Consider the following 16,970-nt stretch of genomic DNA (forward strand, 5'->3'; position numbering starts at 1 on the left):
GGGGAGTCGACACGCTAGAACAAAATAGGAACATTTATCATGCGCGCTACGGCGGAACAGCTCCGGGCGCTCCGACAGGAGGTGGCTGGTCTCGAACGATGGCAGGCGGAAACCACGCCCCGGCGGATGCCGCTTGGTCATGCGGAGGCGGATGCCGCGCTCGGCGGCGGGCTGGAGGTGGGGCGCCTGCACGAGGTGTTCGCAGGCCATGGAGCGGATGCCGCCAGCGCCACCGGCTTTGCCGCCATGCTGGCGGCCAGGCTTGGCGGGAGCCTTGTCTGGTTGCGGCAGGAGCAGGTGGGGCGGGAAGGGGGCGCCCTGCATGCCCCCGGTCTCAGCGAGATCGGTTTTGACCCCGCCCGGCTGGTGCTGGGCCTTCTGCCCGATCCGCTGACGGTGCTGGCCGCCGCCGGGGAGGCTGCGCGCTGCCCCGGCGTGGGCGTGGTGCTGGTGGAGCTGTGGCGTATGCCGCGCCCGCTGGATCTGACCGCCACCCGGCGTCTCGCGCTGGCGGCGGAAACCTCGGGCGTGAGCGTCCTCCTGTTGCGGGTGGAGGCGCAGGCGCAGGCCTCCGCCGCCCAGACCCGCTGGCAGGTCCATTCCCTCGCCTCCGTGCCGCTGGAGGCGAACGCGCCCGGCCATCCGGCCCTGAGCGTGGAACTGACGCGGCAAAGGAGCGGCCCGCCCGGCGGGCCATGGCAGATGGAGTGGGATCGTGATCGAGGCATCTTCCGGGCGTGGGATGGGGGAGGGGCGGCGCTATCTGGCCCTCAGCTTCCCCTTGCTGCCCACGGATAGGCTGCGCCGCCACGGCTTCGCGCTCGATGCGCCTCTGGTGCTGGTGGAGAAGGCGCGCGGTGCCATGCGCCTTGTGGCGGCCGACCTCATGGCCCGCCGGCTCGGCCTCCTGCCCGGCCTCGCGCTGGCGGATGCCCGCGCCCGCGTGCCGGAGCTGGTGGCGGAAGAGATCGACCGCCATGGCGACGGCCGCTTTCTCGCCCGGCTGGCGGATGCGTGCGACCGCTATTCGCCCATGGTGGCGGTCGAGGGGGATGACGCTTTGGTGCTGGATATCACCGGCTGCATCCATCTGTTCGGCGGCGAGGCGGAACTGGCCGCCGATGCTGTGCAGCGACTCACCGGGCTCGGTCTTCATGTGCGCAAGGCCGGCGCCGGCACGCCGGAAGCGGCACTGGCGCTGGCGCGCTTCCATCGCGGCCCGGTGACGGACGAGCGGGCCGCCGTGCTTGGCTTGCCGGTCGCCGCCCTCGGCGTGCCGGAGGAGACCCTGCGCGCGCTGCGGCGGGCCGGGCTGAAGACCATCGGTGATCTGGCGGTGCGGCCCACGGCCCCCTTGAGCGCACGCTTCGGTGCCGGCATGGCCTGGGCGCTGGCCCGCCTGCTGGGGCGGGCCGACAGCCGCATCACGCCCCGCCGCGCGCCGCCCGCCCTCGTCTTCTCCCGCGCCTTCGCCGAGCCGATCGGCCACATGGCGCATGTGATGCACGCGTTGGGCGAACTGGCGGGGCAGGCGGCCCACGAACTGGAGGCGCGCGGCAAGGGTGGGCGCCGGTTCGCGGCCACGCTGTTCCGCAGCGATGGCGACGTGCGCACGCTGGAGGTGGAGACCGGCGCGCCCATGCGCGACCCGGCCGTGCTCATGCGCCTGTTGGAGGCGCGCATCGAGGCGCTCTCCGATCCCATCGACCCCGGCTTCGGTTTTGATCTGGTGCGCCTTGCCGTCCCCGCGCTGGAGGCGCTGGACGATGCGCAACTGCGGCTCGGCGAGGCGCAGGCGCTGGAGGGCAGCCTCTCCGCTCTGGTGGACCGGCTGAGCACGCGCTTCGGCCGCGGCCGCATCCGCCGCTTCCTGCCGCGCGACACCCATGTGCCCGAGCAGGCTGCGCAGGCGGTGCCGGCGGTGGCCGCCGCGCCCGCGCGCTGGGCGCCGCCGGAGGCGGGAGAGCCGCCGCTGCGCCCGCTGCATCTGTTCTCCCCGCCGCAGCCCATCGACGTGCTGGCCGAAGTGCCGGACGGGCCGCCCATGCGCTTCCGCTGGCGCGGCGGCACCCATGACGTGCTGCGGCAGGAGGGGCCGGAGCGTATCGCTTCCGAATGGTGGCACGATGTGCGCCGCATCGCCCCGCCGCGTGACTATTACCGGGTGGAGGACAAGAGCGGCCACCGCTTCTGGATCTTCCGCGACGGCGCGGAGATGCCGCCCGCGCCGCGCTGGTATCTGCACGGCCTGTTCCCATGAACGGTTTCGTGGAACTGGTGGCGGCCAGCAATTTCTCCTTTCTGCACGGCGCTTCCCATCCCGCCGAGATGGTGGGCGAAGCCATCGCGCTGGGCCTGAAGGGGCTCGGCATCGCCGATCGCAACACGGTGGCCGGCGTGGTGCGGGCCTGGGTGACGATCCGCGATATCCCGGCACGCGCCAAAGCGGCGTTCATGGATGAGAAGGAGAAGCGCGGCGAACCGCTGGTGCTGAGCCCGGCGGAGGAGCAGGCCTGCAAGGTGGATCTGCGGGTGGTCTCCGGCGCGCGCCTCGTATTCGCGGACGGCACGCCGGACATCGTCGTCTATCCTGCCACGCGTCATGGCTGGGGGCGGCTCACCCGCCTGCTCACGGTGGGCAATCTCCGGGCGGTGAAGGGCGATTGCATCCTGCATTTCGAGGACCTGCTGGCGTATCTGGATGATCTCCTGCTCATTGTGATGACGGAGAGCACTGCGCGCACGCAGGAGAGCCATCGCGCGCCGGTGGATTATGCGCTGCAGGATGAGGGCCAGGCTGCATCCCAGGACGCGCCGCCCCGTCTCAGCCTCGTGCCGCCGCCGACGCCGCGTGGGCTCGAGGCGGTGCTTGCCCGCCTCGCGAGCGTGGCACCGGGGCGGGTATGGCTCGGCGCGGCCCTGCACCGGCGCGGCAGCGATGGCCGACGCCTCGCCCGGCTGCGCCGCCTCGCCGCCGGGGCCGGCGTCCCGCTCCTCGCCACCAACGATGCCCTCTATGCGGAGGCGGAGCGCCGCCCGCTGCATGACGTGCTCACCTGCATCCGCGAGGGCACCACCATCGCGGACGCGGGCCGGCGGCTGGAGGCCAATGGCGAACGCCATCTGAAGAACGGGGACGCGATGGCGCGCCTGTTCCGCACCTGCCCGGAAGCGGTGCGCGAGACCACGCGCTTCCTCGCCCGCATCGACTTCGATCTCAAGGATCTCGAATATGAATATCCGCACGAGCCGGTGCCGGAGGGCTGGGAGCCGCAGGACTGGCTTGAGCATCTGGTCATCATGGCCGCGCGCGAGCGCTATGGCGATCAACTCCCGGAGAAGGTGGAGGCGCTGCTTGCGGACGAGTTCGCTGTCATCCGCAAGCAGGAATATGCTTATTACTTCCTCACGGTCCACGATCTTGTGCGCTTCGCCCGCGCCCAGCAGCCGCCCATCCTGTGTCAGGGGCGGGGCTCGGCGGCGAACTCCATCGTCTGCTTCCTGCTGGGCGTCACCTCGGTGGATCCGGAGGAGCACGATCTCCTGTTCTCACGCTTCGTCTCGGCGGATCGCGACGAGCCGCCGGACATTGACGTCGATTTCGAGCATGAGCGGCGCGAGGAGATCATCCAGTACATCTATCGCCGCTACGGCCGCCACCGGGCGGGCATAGCGGCGACCGTGATCCATTATCGCGCCCGCAGCGCCGTGCGCGAGGTGGCGAAAGTGCTGGGTCTCACCGAGGATATTTCCACCCGGCTCGCTGGCCTCGTCTGGGGCAGCCATGCGGATGCCATGGATGCGCACCGCATGGCCGAAGCCGGCTTCGACCCCGCCAATCCGGAGATGGAGCGGCTGCGCTTCATTCTGCGGCCGCTGCTCACCGCGCAGTTTCCGCGCCATCTCTCCCAGCATGTGGGCGGCTTCGTGCTGACCCAGAACCGGCTGGACGAGACCGTGCCCATCCACCACGCCGGTATGGAGGGGCGCAGCTTCATCGAGTGGGACAAGGACGATATCGACGCTCTCAACCTGATGAAGGTGGATGTGCTGGCGCTCGGCATGCTCACCTGCATTCGCAAGGCCTTCGAGCTCATGCGGACCCACGGGCTGGGCGACCAGACGCTGGAGGTGGACATTCGTTCCGATGATCCGGCGGTCTATGACATGCTGGGCCGGGGCGACAGCATCGGCGTGTTCCAGGTGGAGAGCCGCGCGCAGATCAACATGCTGCCGCGCCTGAAGCCACGCGATCTCTATGACCTGACGATTCAGGTCGCGATCGTGCGGCCCGGCCCCATCGAGGGCGACATGGTGCATCCCTATCTGCGCCGGCGCTGTGATGCCGAGCCGTGGGGTTTCCCTGAACCGGCACCGCCGCATGATCCAAAGGAACTGCACAAGCTGCTCGGCAAGACCTTCGGCGTGCCGCTGTTTCAGGAACAGGCCATGAAGCTCGCCATCGTCGCGGCGGGCTTCACCCCGAACCAGGCCAATCAATTGCGCAAGGCCATGGCCACCTTCCGCAATGCGGGCACCATCCATAACTTCGAAAAGCTGATGGTGGATGGCATGGTGGCGCGTGGCTATGAGCCGGATTTCGCCCGCCGCTGCTTCAAGCAGATCGAGGGGTTCGGCAGCTACGGCTTTCCGGAAAGCCATGCCCTCTCCTTCGCCCGGCTGGTCTATGTGTCGGCCTGGATCAAGTGCCATCACCCGGCGGTGTTCGCCTGCGCGCTGCTGAACGCGCAGCCCATGGGCTTCTATGCCCCGGCGCAGATCGTGCGGGATGCCAGCCAGCATCAGGTGGAGGTGTGCCCGGTGGATGTGCACGCCAGCCTCTGGGACAATACGCTGGAGCGGGGGCGGAACGATCGCCTCGCGCTGCGCCTCGGCCTGAGGCAGGTGGAGGGGTTCCGGGAAGGCTGGGCGGATGGGATCGCACAGGCCCGCCGCGCCGGGAGGTTCCCGGACATGGAGGCGCTCGCGCGGCGCGCGCACCTGCCCTCCGCCGCCTTGCGCCTGCTGGCGGATGCGGATGCGCTGAAATCGCTGGGGCTGGAGCGTCGCAACGCCTTGTGGGAGGTGCGGCGCATGCCGGAGGCGGAGCTGCCGCTGTTCGCCTCCGCCAAGGCTCGCGAGCTGGGCATGGAGGACGACATGGCACTGCCGGACATGTCGGACGACGAGCATGTGGCGCTGGATTACCAGACCACGCGCCTGTCCCTGAAGGGGCATCCCATGGCCTTCCTGCGGCCTGCGTTCCGAAGTGATGGCGTGCTCAGTTGCGAGCAGACATCCGAGGCGCGTGATGGCGCGCAGGTGCGCACGGCGGGCCTCGTATTGGTGCGCCAGCGACCGGGCAAGGGCAATGCCATCTTCGTCACGCTGGAGGATGAGACGGGCATCACCAATGTGCTGATCTGGGCACGCCTGTTCGAGACGCTGCGCCGCGCGGTGATGTCCGCCCGCCTCATGCAGGTATCGGGCAAGGTGCAGCGCAGCCGCGAGGGCGTGGTGCACCTGATGGCCGAGCATGTGGAGGATCGCACGGCTCTTCTCGACAGCCATTTTTCGGATGGTGGCGATGCGGGTGCCGTGCAGCGCCCGACCCATCCGCGCGACGTGCGCATTCTGCCGAAGTCGCGAGACTTTCATTAGGATTGCGGCAAATGCGATCCATCGATCGCTGCGTGACGACCGGCGAAGCTCCCGACGCGCCATCCGCGACGACAAAAAAGAAGGGCATGCTCCCTCTCGGGAGCATGCCCTCGCGCGACAGGCGGAGAGCGTTAGCCCGCGCGCAGGTTGTTGATCACACGATCCACTTCCACCTGGAGCTGGCTGGCCTGCCCGGCGAGCGCGGAGGACAGGGTCATCAGCTGGGTGGAGGCGGCACCCGTCATCTCGGCGGCGCGCCCGACGCCGCTGATATTGTCGTTCACGGTGCCCGTGCCGCGTGCCGCATTCTGGGTGTTGCTGGCGATTTCCTGCGTCGCCGCGCCCTGCTCCTCGATGGCCGCTGCGATGGCGGAGGACGAGGTGCGGATCTCGGTGATGGTGGAGACGATGCGGTCGATGGATTCCACCGAACGGTTGGTGGCCTTCTGGATCTCGCCCACCTTGCCGGCGATCTCTTCGGTGGCCCTGGCGGTCTGGGCCGCCAACGCTTTGACCTCCTGCGCCACCACGGCGAAGCCCTTGCCCATCTCGCCGGCCCGTGCCGCCTCGATGGTGGCGTTGAGCGCCAGCAGATTGGTCTGGCCGGCGATGTTGGTGATGAGGTCCACCACCTCGCCGATCTTGGCCGCGCTGTCGGACAGTTCGATGATCTCCGACTGGGTGCGCGCGCTCTCCTCCGCCGCGGCAGAGGCGATACGGGCGGCGTTGGCGACCTGCGAGCCGATCTCGCGGATGGAAGCGCTCATTTCCTCCGTGGCGGCGGCTACCGTTTCCACATTGGTGGTGGCCTCCTCGGCGGCATGGCCCACGGCCTGCGCCTGGCGCGAGGTCTCCTCGGCGGTGGAGGACAGGTTGCGGGCCGCTTCCGACACCTCGCCGGACGACTGGGTGAAGGCGGCGGTGAGCGCGCCCATGGAGGCCTCGAACGTATCGGCGATGGCGAGACGTTCCTGTTTCAGGCGCTGGGCGGCGCGCTGCTCGTCCAGGGCGGCCTGTTCGCGCAGGCGTTCGGTTTCCACGAGGCCGAGGCGGAACACTTCCAGCCCCTGGGCGAGGCGGCCCACCTCGTCGCGCCGGTCGGTGCCGGGCACGTCGGTATGGAGATTGCCTTTCTCCAGTTCCTCCATGACGCCGACCACCCGGCCGAGCGGCCGCGTGATGCCGTAGCGCGAGATCAGGAAAGCCAGCGCCAGAGCGATGACGATGGCGGCGGCCATGGCCTCCACGAGACCCCACGCGGTGCGCTCGCTGGCAGCCTTCAGGTCGCTGATCTTCTGATCAACCGTGGTGGTGGTCTCGTCGATGATCCGGGTCACGTCACTCGCGAGCTTCTCGGCGGCGGGCGTGCAGGTCTCGTTCATGATCTCGTTGGCCATCTCCACATTGGTGGCGACGGTGTCTTCCAGCGCCAGTTGCAGGGCGCGGAAGCACTGGCCGGCGAACACTTCGCGGGCGCGCGCCTGCAGGCTGTCGAATTCGGCGGCACGGGCCGGCACCGCCGCCTTGGCCATGTCGAAGCGCCGGCCGAGGATGTCGAGATTCTGCTGGTAATTGGCCTGGGCGGCGCGGTTCCCCGCGTCGGAGCGGGCGGTGATGGCCTGGAAGATGGAGCGTTCCACCGCGACGATCTGCCGGCCGACGCGGGCAAGCGCGAGGTTCACCCGGGTTTCACCCGTCAGCAGGCCCTCATAACTGGCCGCCTGCTCGCGCAGCTTGATGCCGGCGATCACCGTGCCGAAGCCGGCGCAGGCACCAAGGAGAACGATGATCAACGCGATCTTGCCGATGATCGGCCAATTGCCGAAAGACATATGCACCCCCACAAAATCAGCGACCGTCCGTCGGATCCAATGAAAGCAATGTATATGTCTGCTTTATTGGGACGGTATGTTTGTCACGGTGACTATGTGGATCGGGGCTTGCGTGAAGGCTGCACACCTTCCCTAAGGTTGTGTCGAGACCTTTCCCAGCAATATTGCTAGATATATTCTAATAAGTGTTGGATGTATTATGAAACCTCCGCCGAGGGCGGGGAGGGTGAAGGTCGTCTGTCTGTCGTCAGCGCCCGGCGATGATGAACAGGCGCGGGAAGGCCAGCAGCACCTTGCCATCCGTCCGGGGCGGATAATCCTGCGCGATCTGCGCCTCATAGGCAGCGAGGAAGGCGGCCTGCTCGTCCTTGTCCAGCGGATCGAGGAAGGGCCGCAGGCCCGTGCCCTTCATCCACTCCACGACGGCGGTGGGGCTTTCCAGCGGGTGGTGATAGGTCGTGCGCCAGATATCCACCCGCGTGGCGAGGGGCGCCAGCAGATCGTAATACTGGCTGGCGGGGGGCAGCACGGTGCGGGCGGTCGTGGCCTCGGCAAGCTTGGCTGCCCACGGGCCTTCGGAGGCCACCTTGCGCATGCCCGCATGGGTGGGCTCGTTGAGATTGTCCGGCATCTGCACCGCCAGCACGCCGCCCTCGGAGAGCTGGCCGAGCAGGCGGGGGAACAGCGCCTGATGATCCGGCACCCATTGCAGCACGGCATTGGCGAGAATGATGTCCGCCGGCTGGGGCAGGCTGTACGTCGCCACGTCCGCCTCGATGAAGGTGGTGTGCGGCAGGCGGCGCCGCGCGGTGGCGAGCATGTCGGGGGAGGTGTCGATGCCGATCACCTCGGCCTCGGGATAGCGGGCGGCGAGAAGCTCGGTGGAATTGCCCGGCCCGCATCCCAGATCGACCACCCTGCGGGCCGCATCCAGCGGAATCTGGGCCACAAGATCCCGCGCCGGGCGGGTCCGTTGATCTTCGAAGCTGAGGTAAAGCCGCGCGTTCCAGTCCGCAATCATGCCGATGTCACCTCCTGAAAACGATTTCGCCCGCCGGAGGGTATCCGGCGGGCGATAAGATCAGCGGGAGAACTTCTTGTACTGGATCCGCTTGGGGATCGTTGAGTCGATGCCGAGGCGACGCTTCTTGTCTTCCTCGTAATCCTGGAAGTTGCCCTCGAACCACTCCACATGGCTGTCGCCCTCGAAGGCCAGCATGTGGGTGGCGATGCGGTCGAGGAAGAAGCGATCATGCGAGATGATGACGGCGCAGCCGGCATAATCTTCCAGCGCCTCTTCCAGTGCGCGCAGGGTGTCCACGTCGAGATCGTTGGTCGGCTCGTCGAGGAGGAGAACGTTGCCGCCCTCCTGCAGCACCTTGGCCAGATGCACGCGGTTGCGCTCACCGCCCGAGAGCATGCCGACCTTCTTCTGCTGGTCGCCGCCCTTGAAGTTGAAGGCCGCGCAATAGGCGCGGGACGGGATTTCCTTCTTGCCGACGTAGATCACGTCGTTGCCGCCGGAAACCTCTTCCCAGATGGTCTTCTTGTCGTCCAGCGCGTCGCGGCTCTGGTCGACGTAGCCGAGCTTCACCGAGTCGCCGATGGAGATGGAGCCGGCATCGGGCTTCTCCAGCCCGGCGATCATCTTGAACAGCGTGGTCTTGCCCGCGCCGTTCGGCCCGATGACGCCGACGATGCCGCCCGGCGGCAGCTTGAACGACAGATCGTCGATCAGCAGGCGGTCGCCGAACGACTTGCTGAGGCCGTCGAAGGCGATGACGTTCTGGCCGAGGCGCTCGGCCACGGGGATGACGATCTGCGTGGCGCTGGGCTGGCGCTGGGAGGCGCGCTCCAGCAGGTCCTCATAGCGGCTGATACGTGCCTTGTTCTTGGCCTGACGGGCCTTGGGCGAGGCGCCGATCCATTCCTGCTCGCGGGCCAGTGCACGCTCGCGTGCCTCGTCCTCGCGGCCTTCCTGATGCAGGCGCTTCTGCTTCTGCACCAGCCACTTGGAATAGTTGCCCTCGTAGGGAATGCCGCGGCCGCGATCCAGCTCCAGAATCCAGCCGGTGACATTGTCGAGGAAGTAGCGGTCATGGGTCACGATCAGGATCGCGCCCGGATAGGTCCGCAGATGGCCTTCCAGCCACGCCGTGGTCTCGGCGTCCAGATGGTTGGTGGGCTCGTCGAGCAGCAGCAGTTCGGGCTGCTCCAGCAGCAGGCGGCACAGCGCCACGCGGCGGCGCTCACCACCCGAGAGCTTGGAGACGTCGGCATCATCAGGCGGGCAACGCAGGGCGTCCATCGCCTGGTCCACCTTGCTGTCGAGATCCCACAGGCCCTGCGCCTCGATCTCGTCCTGCAGGCGGGTCATCTCGTCCGCCGTCTCCTCGGAATAGTTCATCGCGAGGTCGTTGTAGCGGGCGAGGATCTCCACCTGCTTGGCCACGCCGTCCATCACGTTCTCGCGGATGGACTTGCTGGTGTCGAGCTGGGGCTCCTGCGGCAGGTAGCCGACGCGGATGCCTTCCGCCGGACGGGCCTCGCCGGAGAATTCCTTGTCCATCCCGGCCATGATCTTCAGCAGGGTGGACTTACCGGAGCCGTTGTTGCCCAGCACGCCGATCTTGGCGTCGGGGAAGAACGACAGGTGCACATTCTCGAGCACCTTCTTGCCGCCGGGATAGGCCTTGGTCAGGCCATGCATGTGGTAAGCGTATTGATAGGAGGCCATGCGCCACCGGCTCCGGGAGGGCTGAGGTGAGTTTGGCGTCGTTCTAGCGGCACTGGCCGCAAGCGGCAAGGCGAGTACGGCCCGCTCCGCGTCATGGGAGGTAAATATGAGCGATCATTCTCACGATCATCCCCACAGCCATCCGCATCCGGATGCCGGCCCCGTGGACTGGCGCGAGAATGGCGTGAAGGTGGTTCCGGGCGATCAGCTCGACCCCAATACGGCGCAGACGCCCGGCATGAACCGCGCCACCGCCATCAATCGCGCCCGCGCTGGTGCTGAAAAGCTCTGGGCCGGCACGGTGCATATCCATCCCGACGCCAAGACCGGCGCGCACCATCATGGCGATCTGGAAAGCGTGATCTTCGTGGTGAAGGGCCGCGCCCGCATGCGCTGGGGCGACCATCTGGAGTTCACCGCCGAGGCCGGGCCGGGCGATTTCATCTATGTGCCGCCTTATGTGCCGCATCAGGAGATCAACACCTCGCCGGATGAGGTGCTGGAATGCGTGCTGGTGCGCTCCGGGCAGGATCCGGTGGTGGTGAATCTCGATATCGAGCCCGTGGAGGCCCCGACCACGGTGAAATGGATCGACTCGATCCATAAGGAATGAGGGGGCGCAGGTGGCTGTCCACCTCTGTCCACAGGCAGATCCTTTTGCGGCAAAGGGTTTTTCCCCTCTCTGGGGATGTTGTCGGAAAGTCCTGTTGCAATCCCGAACGGCTTTTGGCATAGAGACGCCACCGCCGCAGGGGCTCAGGCCTCTCCGGAACATGGATGCGGGCGTAGCTCAGGGGTAGAGCACAACCTTGCCAAGGTTGGGGTCGTGGGTTCGAATCCCATCGCCCGCTCCAGTTTCTCTTCAAAAATTGAATGCAGCGGTGAAAAAGACGGACGTAGCGCCGTCGTCTTTCCGTGCCGGCGAGCCATCCGACGCTCCCGTGCTCTTTTTCGAAAAACAGTGATCAGGCAGCGTCCACGCGACGGCGCTCGGGCCGCCGCGTGTTTCGTTTGCCGTGGCCCTCACACCGCCCCGTGGGCTTCCACGTAGAGCGCGTAGATGGAGTGCGAGGCCGTCATGTAGAGGCGGTTGTTCTTCGGCCCGCCAAACGCGAGGTTGGCGCAGCGCTCCGGCAGGCGGATGAAGGCCAGCGGCTTGCCGTCCTTGTTGAACACCATCACCCCGTCGAGGTCGGCGGGCTTGGCCTTCAGCTCATAGACCTTGCGGCCGTTGACGTCGGTGGGCTCGCTCTGGAGCGCGCCGTTGCTGCCCCAGCCGCACCACAGATTGCCGTCGCGATCCACCCGGAAGCCGTCCAGTGCGCCCTGATCGGCGGCGTCGATGAGCTTGGTCTTGTTGGAGACGGCGCCATCCGTGCCCACGTCATAGCTCCAGAGGCTGCGGTTGGGCGTGCCCTTCCATTCCACCACATAGAGCTTCTTCTCGTCCGGCGAGAAGGCGAGGCCGTTCGGGTTGACCAGATCGGTGATGACGGCGGTGAGCTTGCCGTCAGTGCCGATGCGATAGACGTTGGTGGTCTCCTGCTCGGGCTTGGCCCGGAAGCCTTCCCATTCGCCATTGATGCCGAAGATCGGATCGGTGAACCAGACGGTGTTGTCGGACTTCACCACGATGTCGTTGGGCGCGTTGAGGCGCTTGCCGTTGTAGCTGTCGGCCAGAACGGTGATCTTGCCGTCGGTCTCGGTGCGGGTGACGCGGCGGGTGACGGAATGTTCGCAGGTGACGAGCCGCCCCTGCCGGTCGCGGGCATTGCCATTGGCGTAATTGGCGTCGGCGCGGAATACGCTGAGCTGGCCGGTCTTGTCGTCCAGCTTCATGATGCGGTTGTTGGGAATATCGCTGAACAGCAGATAGCCGCCTTCGGGGAAATAGGCCGGCCCTTCCGCCCAGCGGAAGCCCGAGGCCATCTGCTCGATGGTGCTGGAATAGATGCGATACTTCGTAAAACTCGGATCTAGGATCTGCACCGCCGGATCGGGATAGCGCTGGGCGGGCTGGAAGGCGAAGGACTGCGCCCCGGCCACCCGCGACAAGGCGGTGGCTGCGAGGGTGGTGCTGGCGGCGGTGAGCAGTGCGCGGCGTGTGACGGACATGCGGATCGCTCCTGAGATCGCGGCCGCATTCCGGAGGAGCGGCCGGAAGGGATGCGCCGTCGCCCGGCGCACGACATGTGCGGAGCGGCGGCCTGCAGCAATGGACCGGAGGGCATGCCACCCGCGACGCATCGGGTGATGCGCGTTCTGCCGGGGATCACAGGCGCGCGGTGAGGCGGGCGCATGGACCGGATTGCGGATGTGAGCGGATGCTCCCGGCGTTTCCTCAAAATGTGTGCCGTTAGTTACGGCGCTTCTTGAATGGACCCAACGTCAGCTGAGCCGAACGTTTTATAGAGCGCAGCGTTGCGCATGGTCAATACACTAATGCATTAGCGGTGCGGAGGCACCTGCCCTCAATCTCGCTGCGGAAGAGAGGCGACGTGGTGCAAAAAGAAAAAGCCCGCCGCGCAAGGGGGGAGGGGGAGCGCGGCGGGCTTCGGAGCGAGGCGGGGCTGCCGGGTCAGGCCCGGTTGTCGGCCACCGCGCTGCGCACCTCGTGTTCGATCAGGTGCCAGATCTTGTCCACCAGCGCCCCGAAGGCCTCATGGCGCTTGACCTCCAGATCGCGGGGACGGGGCAGGGGGATCGGGATTTCCTCCCGCACCTGCCCCGGTCGCGCCGAGAACACCACCACGCGATCGGACAGATAGACCGCCTCGTCGATCTGGTGGGTGATGAGCAGGACCGTGGTCTTGCTCTTCTGCCAGATGTTCAGCAGCTCACTCTGCATGATCTCGCGCGTCTGGGCGTCGAGCGCCGCGAACGGCTCGTCCAGCAGCAGGATGCGCGGGTTCACCGCCAGCGCACGGGCGACGTTCACGCGCTGGCGCATGCCGCCCGAGAGCTGGTGCGGATAATGGTGCTCGAAGCCTTTCAGCCCCGCCATCTCGATGAAGCGCATGGCGGTGGCATGGGCGTCCCGCTTCGGCGTGCCGCCGATGACGAGGCCGTAGGCCACGTTGTCGCGCACGCTCTTCCAGGGCAGCAGGGCATCCTGCTGGAACACCATGGCCCGGTCGGAACCGGGCTTGGTGACGGGCGCGCCGCTCACCTTCACCACGCCGGAGGTGGCGGGCAGGAGGCCGTCGATGATGCGCAGCAGCGTGGACTTGCCCGAGCCGCTGGCACCGACGATGGAGACGAACTCGCCTTCCTTGATGGTGAGGTCGATGTTCCGCAGGGCCTCGACCGTGGGCTTGCCCGGGCGGCCGAAGACCTTGTTGATGCCTTCGATGGACAAGGCGTTCGTGGACTTGGCGTTGGCCATCACTCGTGCCTCCAGGGTGCCAGCCGGCGCTCCAGCCATTCGAAGAAGATGCTGCCCACGAGGCCGAGCACGCCGAGCACGATGACGTAGGCGAGCAGGGTCGCCGTATCGAAGCTCTGGCCGGCCGCCAGGATGGCGAAGCCGAAGCCCGCGAAGGAGCCGAAGAATTCCGCCACGATGATCGCCACCAGCGCTCGCGCCCAGGCGACACGGATGCCGCTGATCACGAACGGCAACGCGAAGGGCAGCGTCACCGTGGTGAAGATCTGCCAGCGCGAGGCGTTGAAGGAGCGGGACGCCTCCACGAGGATCTTGTCCGTGGCCTTCAGGCCCACCTCGGTGGTGACGAGAATGGGGAAGATGGAGAAGATCGTCACGATGACGAACTTGGAGGCGAAGCCGAGGCCGAGCCAGGCGATGAACAGCGGAGCCAGCGCCACCACCGGCACCGAGTTCAACGCGGTGAGCATCGGACCAACGGTGAGGGCGAGGAAGCGGCTGGAGGCGAGCGCAAGACCGATGCCCACGCCCAGCACCACGGCGATGGGGAAGGCCGCCGCAACCGCGCTCACGGTCGCGAGCGCGTTGGTCCACAGCGCGCCGCTCACCCCTTCGGTCCTGAGTGCCCGGGCCACGTCCATGGGCGGGACCAGCAGCAGGCGGTTAGTGACCACGTAGGTCGCCAGCACCTGCCACAGGCCAAGCACGCAGATCGCGCAGAGCATGAAGCGTGCGAGAGAGGCCGTGCGCGTCGGCCCCTCGATGAAGTCCATGAAGGAGCGCATCAGCTCATTCCGCCGCGGCTGCGGTCTTGTTGGCGTGGCGCGCGGTGGAGACGGCCTGCTTGCCGTAGCCCTTCTCGCCGACCACCTTGCCGTCCACATAGATGGTCTTGCCGCGCAGGATGGTGCGCACCGGCTTGGCCTTGAAGGTGCGGCCCGCATAGGGGCTCCAGCCGATCATGGACAGCACGTCTTCGTCGCGGATCTCGTATTCCTTCTCCAGATCCACCAGCACCAGATCGGCGTCGAAACCGGGCCGGATCTCGCCCTTCCGGTCAAGGCGGAACAGGCGGGCCGGGCCGGTGGACGTGGCTTCCACCACGCGCTCCAGCGGGATCTTGCCGTCCTGCGCGGCGGTCAGGAACATGGAGAGATAGAACTGGGTGGACGGGGTGCCGGTGTGGGCCTTCCAGCCGTCGGTCCAGCCGATTTCCTTCTCTTCCTTCAGATGCGGCGCATGGTCGGTGGCGATGATGTCGATGGTGCCGTCGTTCAGGCCCTGCCACAGGCCGGGCACGTTCTTCTCCGGCACCCAGTAGGAGAGGGCGTAGGAGCCGAGGCGCTGGATGGCGGACCATTCGCAGCCGAGGAACAGCGCCCACGGATTGATCTCGCAGGTGATCTTCTGGCCGGCGGCCTTGGCCTCGCGGATGAGCTGCACCGAGCCGGCGGTCTGGGTGTGCAGGATGTGCAGGTGGCAGCCGGCCGCGCGCTGCAGGCGCAGCAGGGTGGCGATGGCGGTTTCCCAGATCACGCCGTCATGGGCGGCATAGGCCTTGGCGTAAGCGAGGGCGTCGCGCTCGCCGCGATCCCAGTATTCCTTCTCGATCACGTCCATGAGCGCCTGATCATGCGGATGCACCATCAGGGGCACGTCCTGCGCGGCGCAGGCCTTCATGATCTCGAGGATGCGGCCGTGATCGTGCACGCCGATGCCGGGCATGTGCGGATAGGAGCGGCCGGTGTCCACCACCATGAAGAACTTGTACGCGGCGATGCCCGTCTCGGACATGGCCGGCACTTCCTCGATGATGGTCGGGGCCGGGTTGAAGTTCCAGTCCACCACCGCGTCGGTCTCGTAGATGGCGAACTGCTTCTCCAGCAGCTCCATGGTGTTCGGCGGCGGGGTCACGTTGGGCATGGCGACCGAGGTGGTGACGCCGCCGGCGGCGCACTGCTGGGTCGAGGTGTAGATGGTGTCCTTGTATTCGAAGCCCGGCAGCGAGCCCTCGCGGTGATGCGAGTGCATGTCGATGACGCCAGGCAGGATGGCGAGGCCCTTGGCATCGATCACCTCGGCCGCGGACGGCTCGGCGCCGGGCTCGAAGAGGGCGGCGATGGCGCCGTCCTTGATGCCGATGGAGCCTTCGAAGCGTCCGTCGGCGGTGATGATGAGGCCGTTCTTGATAATGGTATCCATGACACTCTCCTGAGCGAAAGGTGGGCGGCGTCAGGCCGCGGCGTTGGGAATGGGGCGGGTGCGGATCACGTCGAGCACCTCGGTGACGAAGGCGCGGGACAGGCCCTTGGTGATGAAGACGATGCGCGAGCGGGCCTCGCCCTCGGGCCAGGCACTCAGCTCTGCGGGCGGCGAGAACAGATGCTGCACCGCCTGCACGACGATGGGCTTCTCGCGGCCGACGATGTGAAGGATGCCCTTCACCCGCAGCAGGTCGGTGCCATGGGCCACCACCAGCGCATCGAGCCAGTTGGCGACATGTTCCCAATGCAGGGGCTCGTCGAACTGGAGCGAGAAGGAGCCGATGTCCGCCGAATGGCGGTTCACGTCGTGATGGTGGCCGTGGGCGTGGTCGTCATGGTGGTGGCCATGGTGGTGCCCATGGTCGTGATCGTGGCCCTTGCCCTCCTCCGCCTCGGCATTCAGCCAGTCGAGGACGTCGGCGGGCTTGGTAGCGGGGTCGTAGGGATCGACGCTGTCGAGCAAAGTGGCGGCAGGCGCCGCGCCGAGCTTCGCCTTGTGCTGGCGGGCGCCGGGGGCATCGGCCCGCAGCCGGGCTTCCAGCGCCGGCAGGTCGCGGGGGCGCAGATCGGTTTTGGTGATGACGATGACGTCGGCCACCGCCGCCTGCCGGCGCGCCTCGGGATGGCGCTCCAGCGTGTCGAGGCCCTGCACGCCGTCCACCACCGTCACCACGCGGCCAAGCCGGTAGGCGCGGGCCACGGGGAAGGTGATGAGCGCCTGGATGACGGGCGCGGGATCGGCAAGGCCGGTGGTCTCGATGATGACGCGCGAGAAGCGCGTGACGGCACCGCGCGCCCGTTTGTCGGCGAGGTCGCGCAGCGTCTCCACGAGATCGCCGCGCACGGTGCAGCAGAGGCAGCCGGTGGACAGCTCGATGGTGTTGTCGGAGCTTTCCGCGATCAGCGCATGGTCGATGCCCACATCGCCGAACTCGTTCACGATCACCGCCGCGTCGGCCAGCGCCGGATCCTTCAGCCAGCCGTTGAGCAGCGTGGTCTTGCCGCTGCCGAGAAAGCCGGTGAGCAGCGTGACCGGCGTGCGGTCGTCATTGGGGTGTGCGCTGTCGGACATGGCGTCAACCTTCAGGCAA

The 16,970-nt window shown here is 67.1% G+C and carries 12 protein-coding genes and 1 tRNA gene; 5 read left to right on the forward strand and 8 right to left on the reverse strand.

The window, feature by feature from the left end; genetic code table 11:
• Positions 1-39 precede the first annotated feature (39 nt).
• From IEW24_RS27575 to IEW24_RS27585, 3 genes are read left to right on the forward strand one after another with little or no spacing between them, the layout of a single operon-like run.
• On the forward strand, positions 40-798 hold the full coding sequence (locus IEW24_RS27575) for an ImuA family protein (RefSeq protein ID WP_188584140.1): 759 nt from the start codon (positions 40-42) through the stop codon (positions 796-798).
• Positions 716-2,260, forward strand: coding sequence for a DUF6504 family protein (locus tag IEW24_RS27580; protein ID WP_308469045.1), 1,545 nt, complete (start codon positions 716-718; stop codon positions 2,258-2,260). Before IEW24_RS27575 ends, IEW24_RS27580 begins: the two co-directional genes overlap by 83 nt.
• Positions 2,257-5,661, forward strand: a complete 3,405-nt coding sequence (locus IEW24_RS27585) for an error-prone DNA polymerase (RefSeq protein ID WP_188584141.1) — start codon at positions 2,257-2,259, stop codon at positions 5,659-5,661. Before IEW24_RS27580 ends, IEW24_RS27585 begins: the two co-directional genes overlap by 4 nt.
• 131 nt (positions 5,662-5,792) lie before the next feature.
• Here IEW24_RS27585 and IEW24_RS27590 read toward each other — a convergent pair whose 3' ends face one another.
• The 3 genes from IEW24_RS27590 to ettA all read right to left on the reverse strand — a co-directional run bounded on the left by IEW24_RS27590 (position 5,793) and on the right by ettA (position 10,230).
• Positions 5,793-7,493: a methyl-accepting chemotaxis protein gene (locus IEW24_RS27590; RefSeq protein WP_188584142.1), complete on the reverse strand. Its 1,701-nt coding sequence runs from the start codon at positions 7,491-7,493 to the stop codon at positions 5,793-5,795.
• A 247-nt stretch (positions 7,494-7,740) separates the two neighbouring features.
• The gene (gene tam / locus IEW24_RS27595) at positions 7,741-8,511 is read right to left on the reverse strand and encodes a trans-aconitate 2-methyltransferase (protein ID WP_188584171.1); all 771 of its coding nucleotides are present in this window, start codon (positions 8,509-8,511) and stop codon (positions 7,741-7,743) included.
• Between the two features lie 63 nt (positions 8,512-8,574).
• Positions 8,575-10,230 (reverse strand): energy-dependent translational throttle protein EttA, encoded by a 1,656-nt coding sequence (gene ettA / locus IEW24_RS27600; protein WP_188584143.1) that lies wholly within the window; start codon positions 10,228-10,230, stop codon positions 8,575-8,577.
• A 106-nt stretch (positions 10,231-10,336) separates the two neighbouring features.
• Here ettA and IEW24_RS27605 point away from each other — a divergent pair, with 106 nt between their 5' ends.
• Positions 10,337-10,843: a cupin domain-containing protein gene (locus IEW24_RS27605; protein ID WP_188584144.1), complete on the forward strand. Its 507-nt coding sequence runs from the start codon at positions 10,337-10,339 to the stop codon at positions 10,841-10,843.
• 166 nt (positions 10,844-11,009) lie between these two features.
• Positions 11,010-11,084 (forward strand) — tRNA-Gly (locus tag IEW24_RS27610).
• A gap of 169 nt (positions 11,085-11,253) precedes the next feature.
• On the opposite strand, the gene IEW24_RS27615 is transcribed toward IEW24_RS27610, so the two are convergent.
• The 5 genes from IEW24_RS27615 to IEW24_RS27635 all read right to left on the reverse strand — a co-directional run bounded on the left by IEW24_RS27615 (position 11,254) and on the right by IEW24_RS27635 (position 16,951).
• The gene (locus tag IEW24_RS27615) at positions 11,254-12,345 is read right to left on the reverse strand and encodes an SMP-30/gluconolactonase/LRE family protein (protein ID WP_188584145.1); all 1,092 of its coding nucleotides are present in this window, start codon (positions 12,343-12,345) and stop codon (positions 11,254-11,256) included.
• 463 nt (positions 12,346-12,808) lie between these two features.
• On the reverse strand, positions 12,809-13,615 hold the full coding sequence (locus tag IEW24_RS27620) for an ABC transporter ATP-binding protein (protein WP_188584146.1): 807 nt from the start codon (positions 13,613-13,615) through the stop codon (positions 12,809-12,811).
• Entirely contained in the window at positions 13,615-14,400 is a 786-nt protein-coding gene (locus tag IEW24_RS27625; protein ID WP_188584147.1) for an ABC transporter permease, read from the reverse strand. Before IEW24_RS27625 ends, IEW24_RS27620 begins: the two co-directional genes overlap by 1 nt.
• 4 nt (positions 14,401-14,404) lie before the next feature.
• Positions 14,405-15,817: a dihydroorotase gene (locus IEW24_RS27630; RefSeq protein ID WP_188584148.1), complete on the reverse strand. Its 1,413-nt coding sequence runs from the start codon at positions 15,815-15,817 to the stop codon at positions 14,405-14,407.
• Between the two features lie 30 nt (positions 15,818-15,847).
• Positions 15,848-16,951 (reverse strand): CobW family GTP-binding protein, encoded by a 1,104-nt coding sequence (locus IEW24_RS27635; RefSeq protein WP_188584149.1) that lies wholly within the window; start codon positions 16,949-16,951, stop codon positions 15,848-15,850.
• Between the last annotated feature and the right edge of the window lie 19 nt (positions 16,952-16,970).

The organism is Azorhizobium oxalatiphilum, from assembly GCF_014635325.1.
Taxonomy (GTDB): domain Bacteria; phylum Pseudomonadota; class Alphaproteobacteria; order Rhizobiales; family Xanthobacteraceae; genus Azorhizobium; species Azorhizobium oxalatiphilum.

Coding starts and splice junctions, on each gene's coding strand:
- IEW24_RS27575 (WP_188584140.1), top strand. CDS start 40: ATGCGCGCTACGGCGGAACAGCTCCGGGCGCTCCGACAGGAGGTGGCT.
- IEW24_RS27585 (WP_188584141.1), top strand. CDS start 2,257: ATGAACGGTTTCGTGGAACTGGTGGCGGCCAGCAATTTCTCCTTTCTG.
- IEW24_RS27590 (WP_188584142.1), bottom strand. CDS start 7,493: ATGTCTTTCGGCAATTGGCCGATCATCGGCAAGATCGCGTTGATCATC.
- ettA (WP_188584143.1), bottom strand. CDS start 10,230: ATGGCCTCCTATCAATACGCTTACCACATGCATGGCCTGACCAAGGCC.
- IEW24_RS27605 (WP_188584144.1), top strand. CDS start 10,337: ATGAGCGATCATTCTCACGATCATCCCCACAGCCATCCGCATCCGGAT.
- IEW24_RS27615 (WP_188584145.1), bottom strand. CDS start 12,345: ATGTCCGTCACACGCCGCGCACTGCTCACCGCCGCCAGCACCACCCTC.
- IEW24_RS27620 (WP_188584146.1), bottom strand. CDS start 13,615: ATGGCCAACGCCAAGTCCACGAACGCCTTGTCCATCGAAGGCATCAAC.
- IEW24_RS27625 (WP_188584147.1), bottom strand. CDS start 14,400: ATGCGCTCCTTCATGGACTTCATCGAGGGGCCGACGCGCACGGCCTCT.
- IEW24_RS27630 (WP_188584148.1), bottom strand. CDS start 15,817: ATGGATACCATTATCAAGAACGGCCTCATCATCACCGCCGACGGACGC.
- IEW24_RS27635 (WP_188584149.1), bottom strand. CDS start 16,951: ATGTCCGACAGCGCACACCCCAATGACGACCGCACGCCGGTCACGCTG.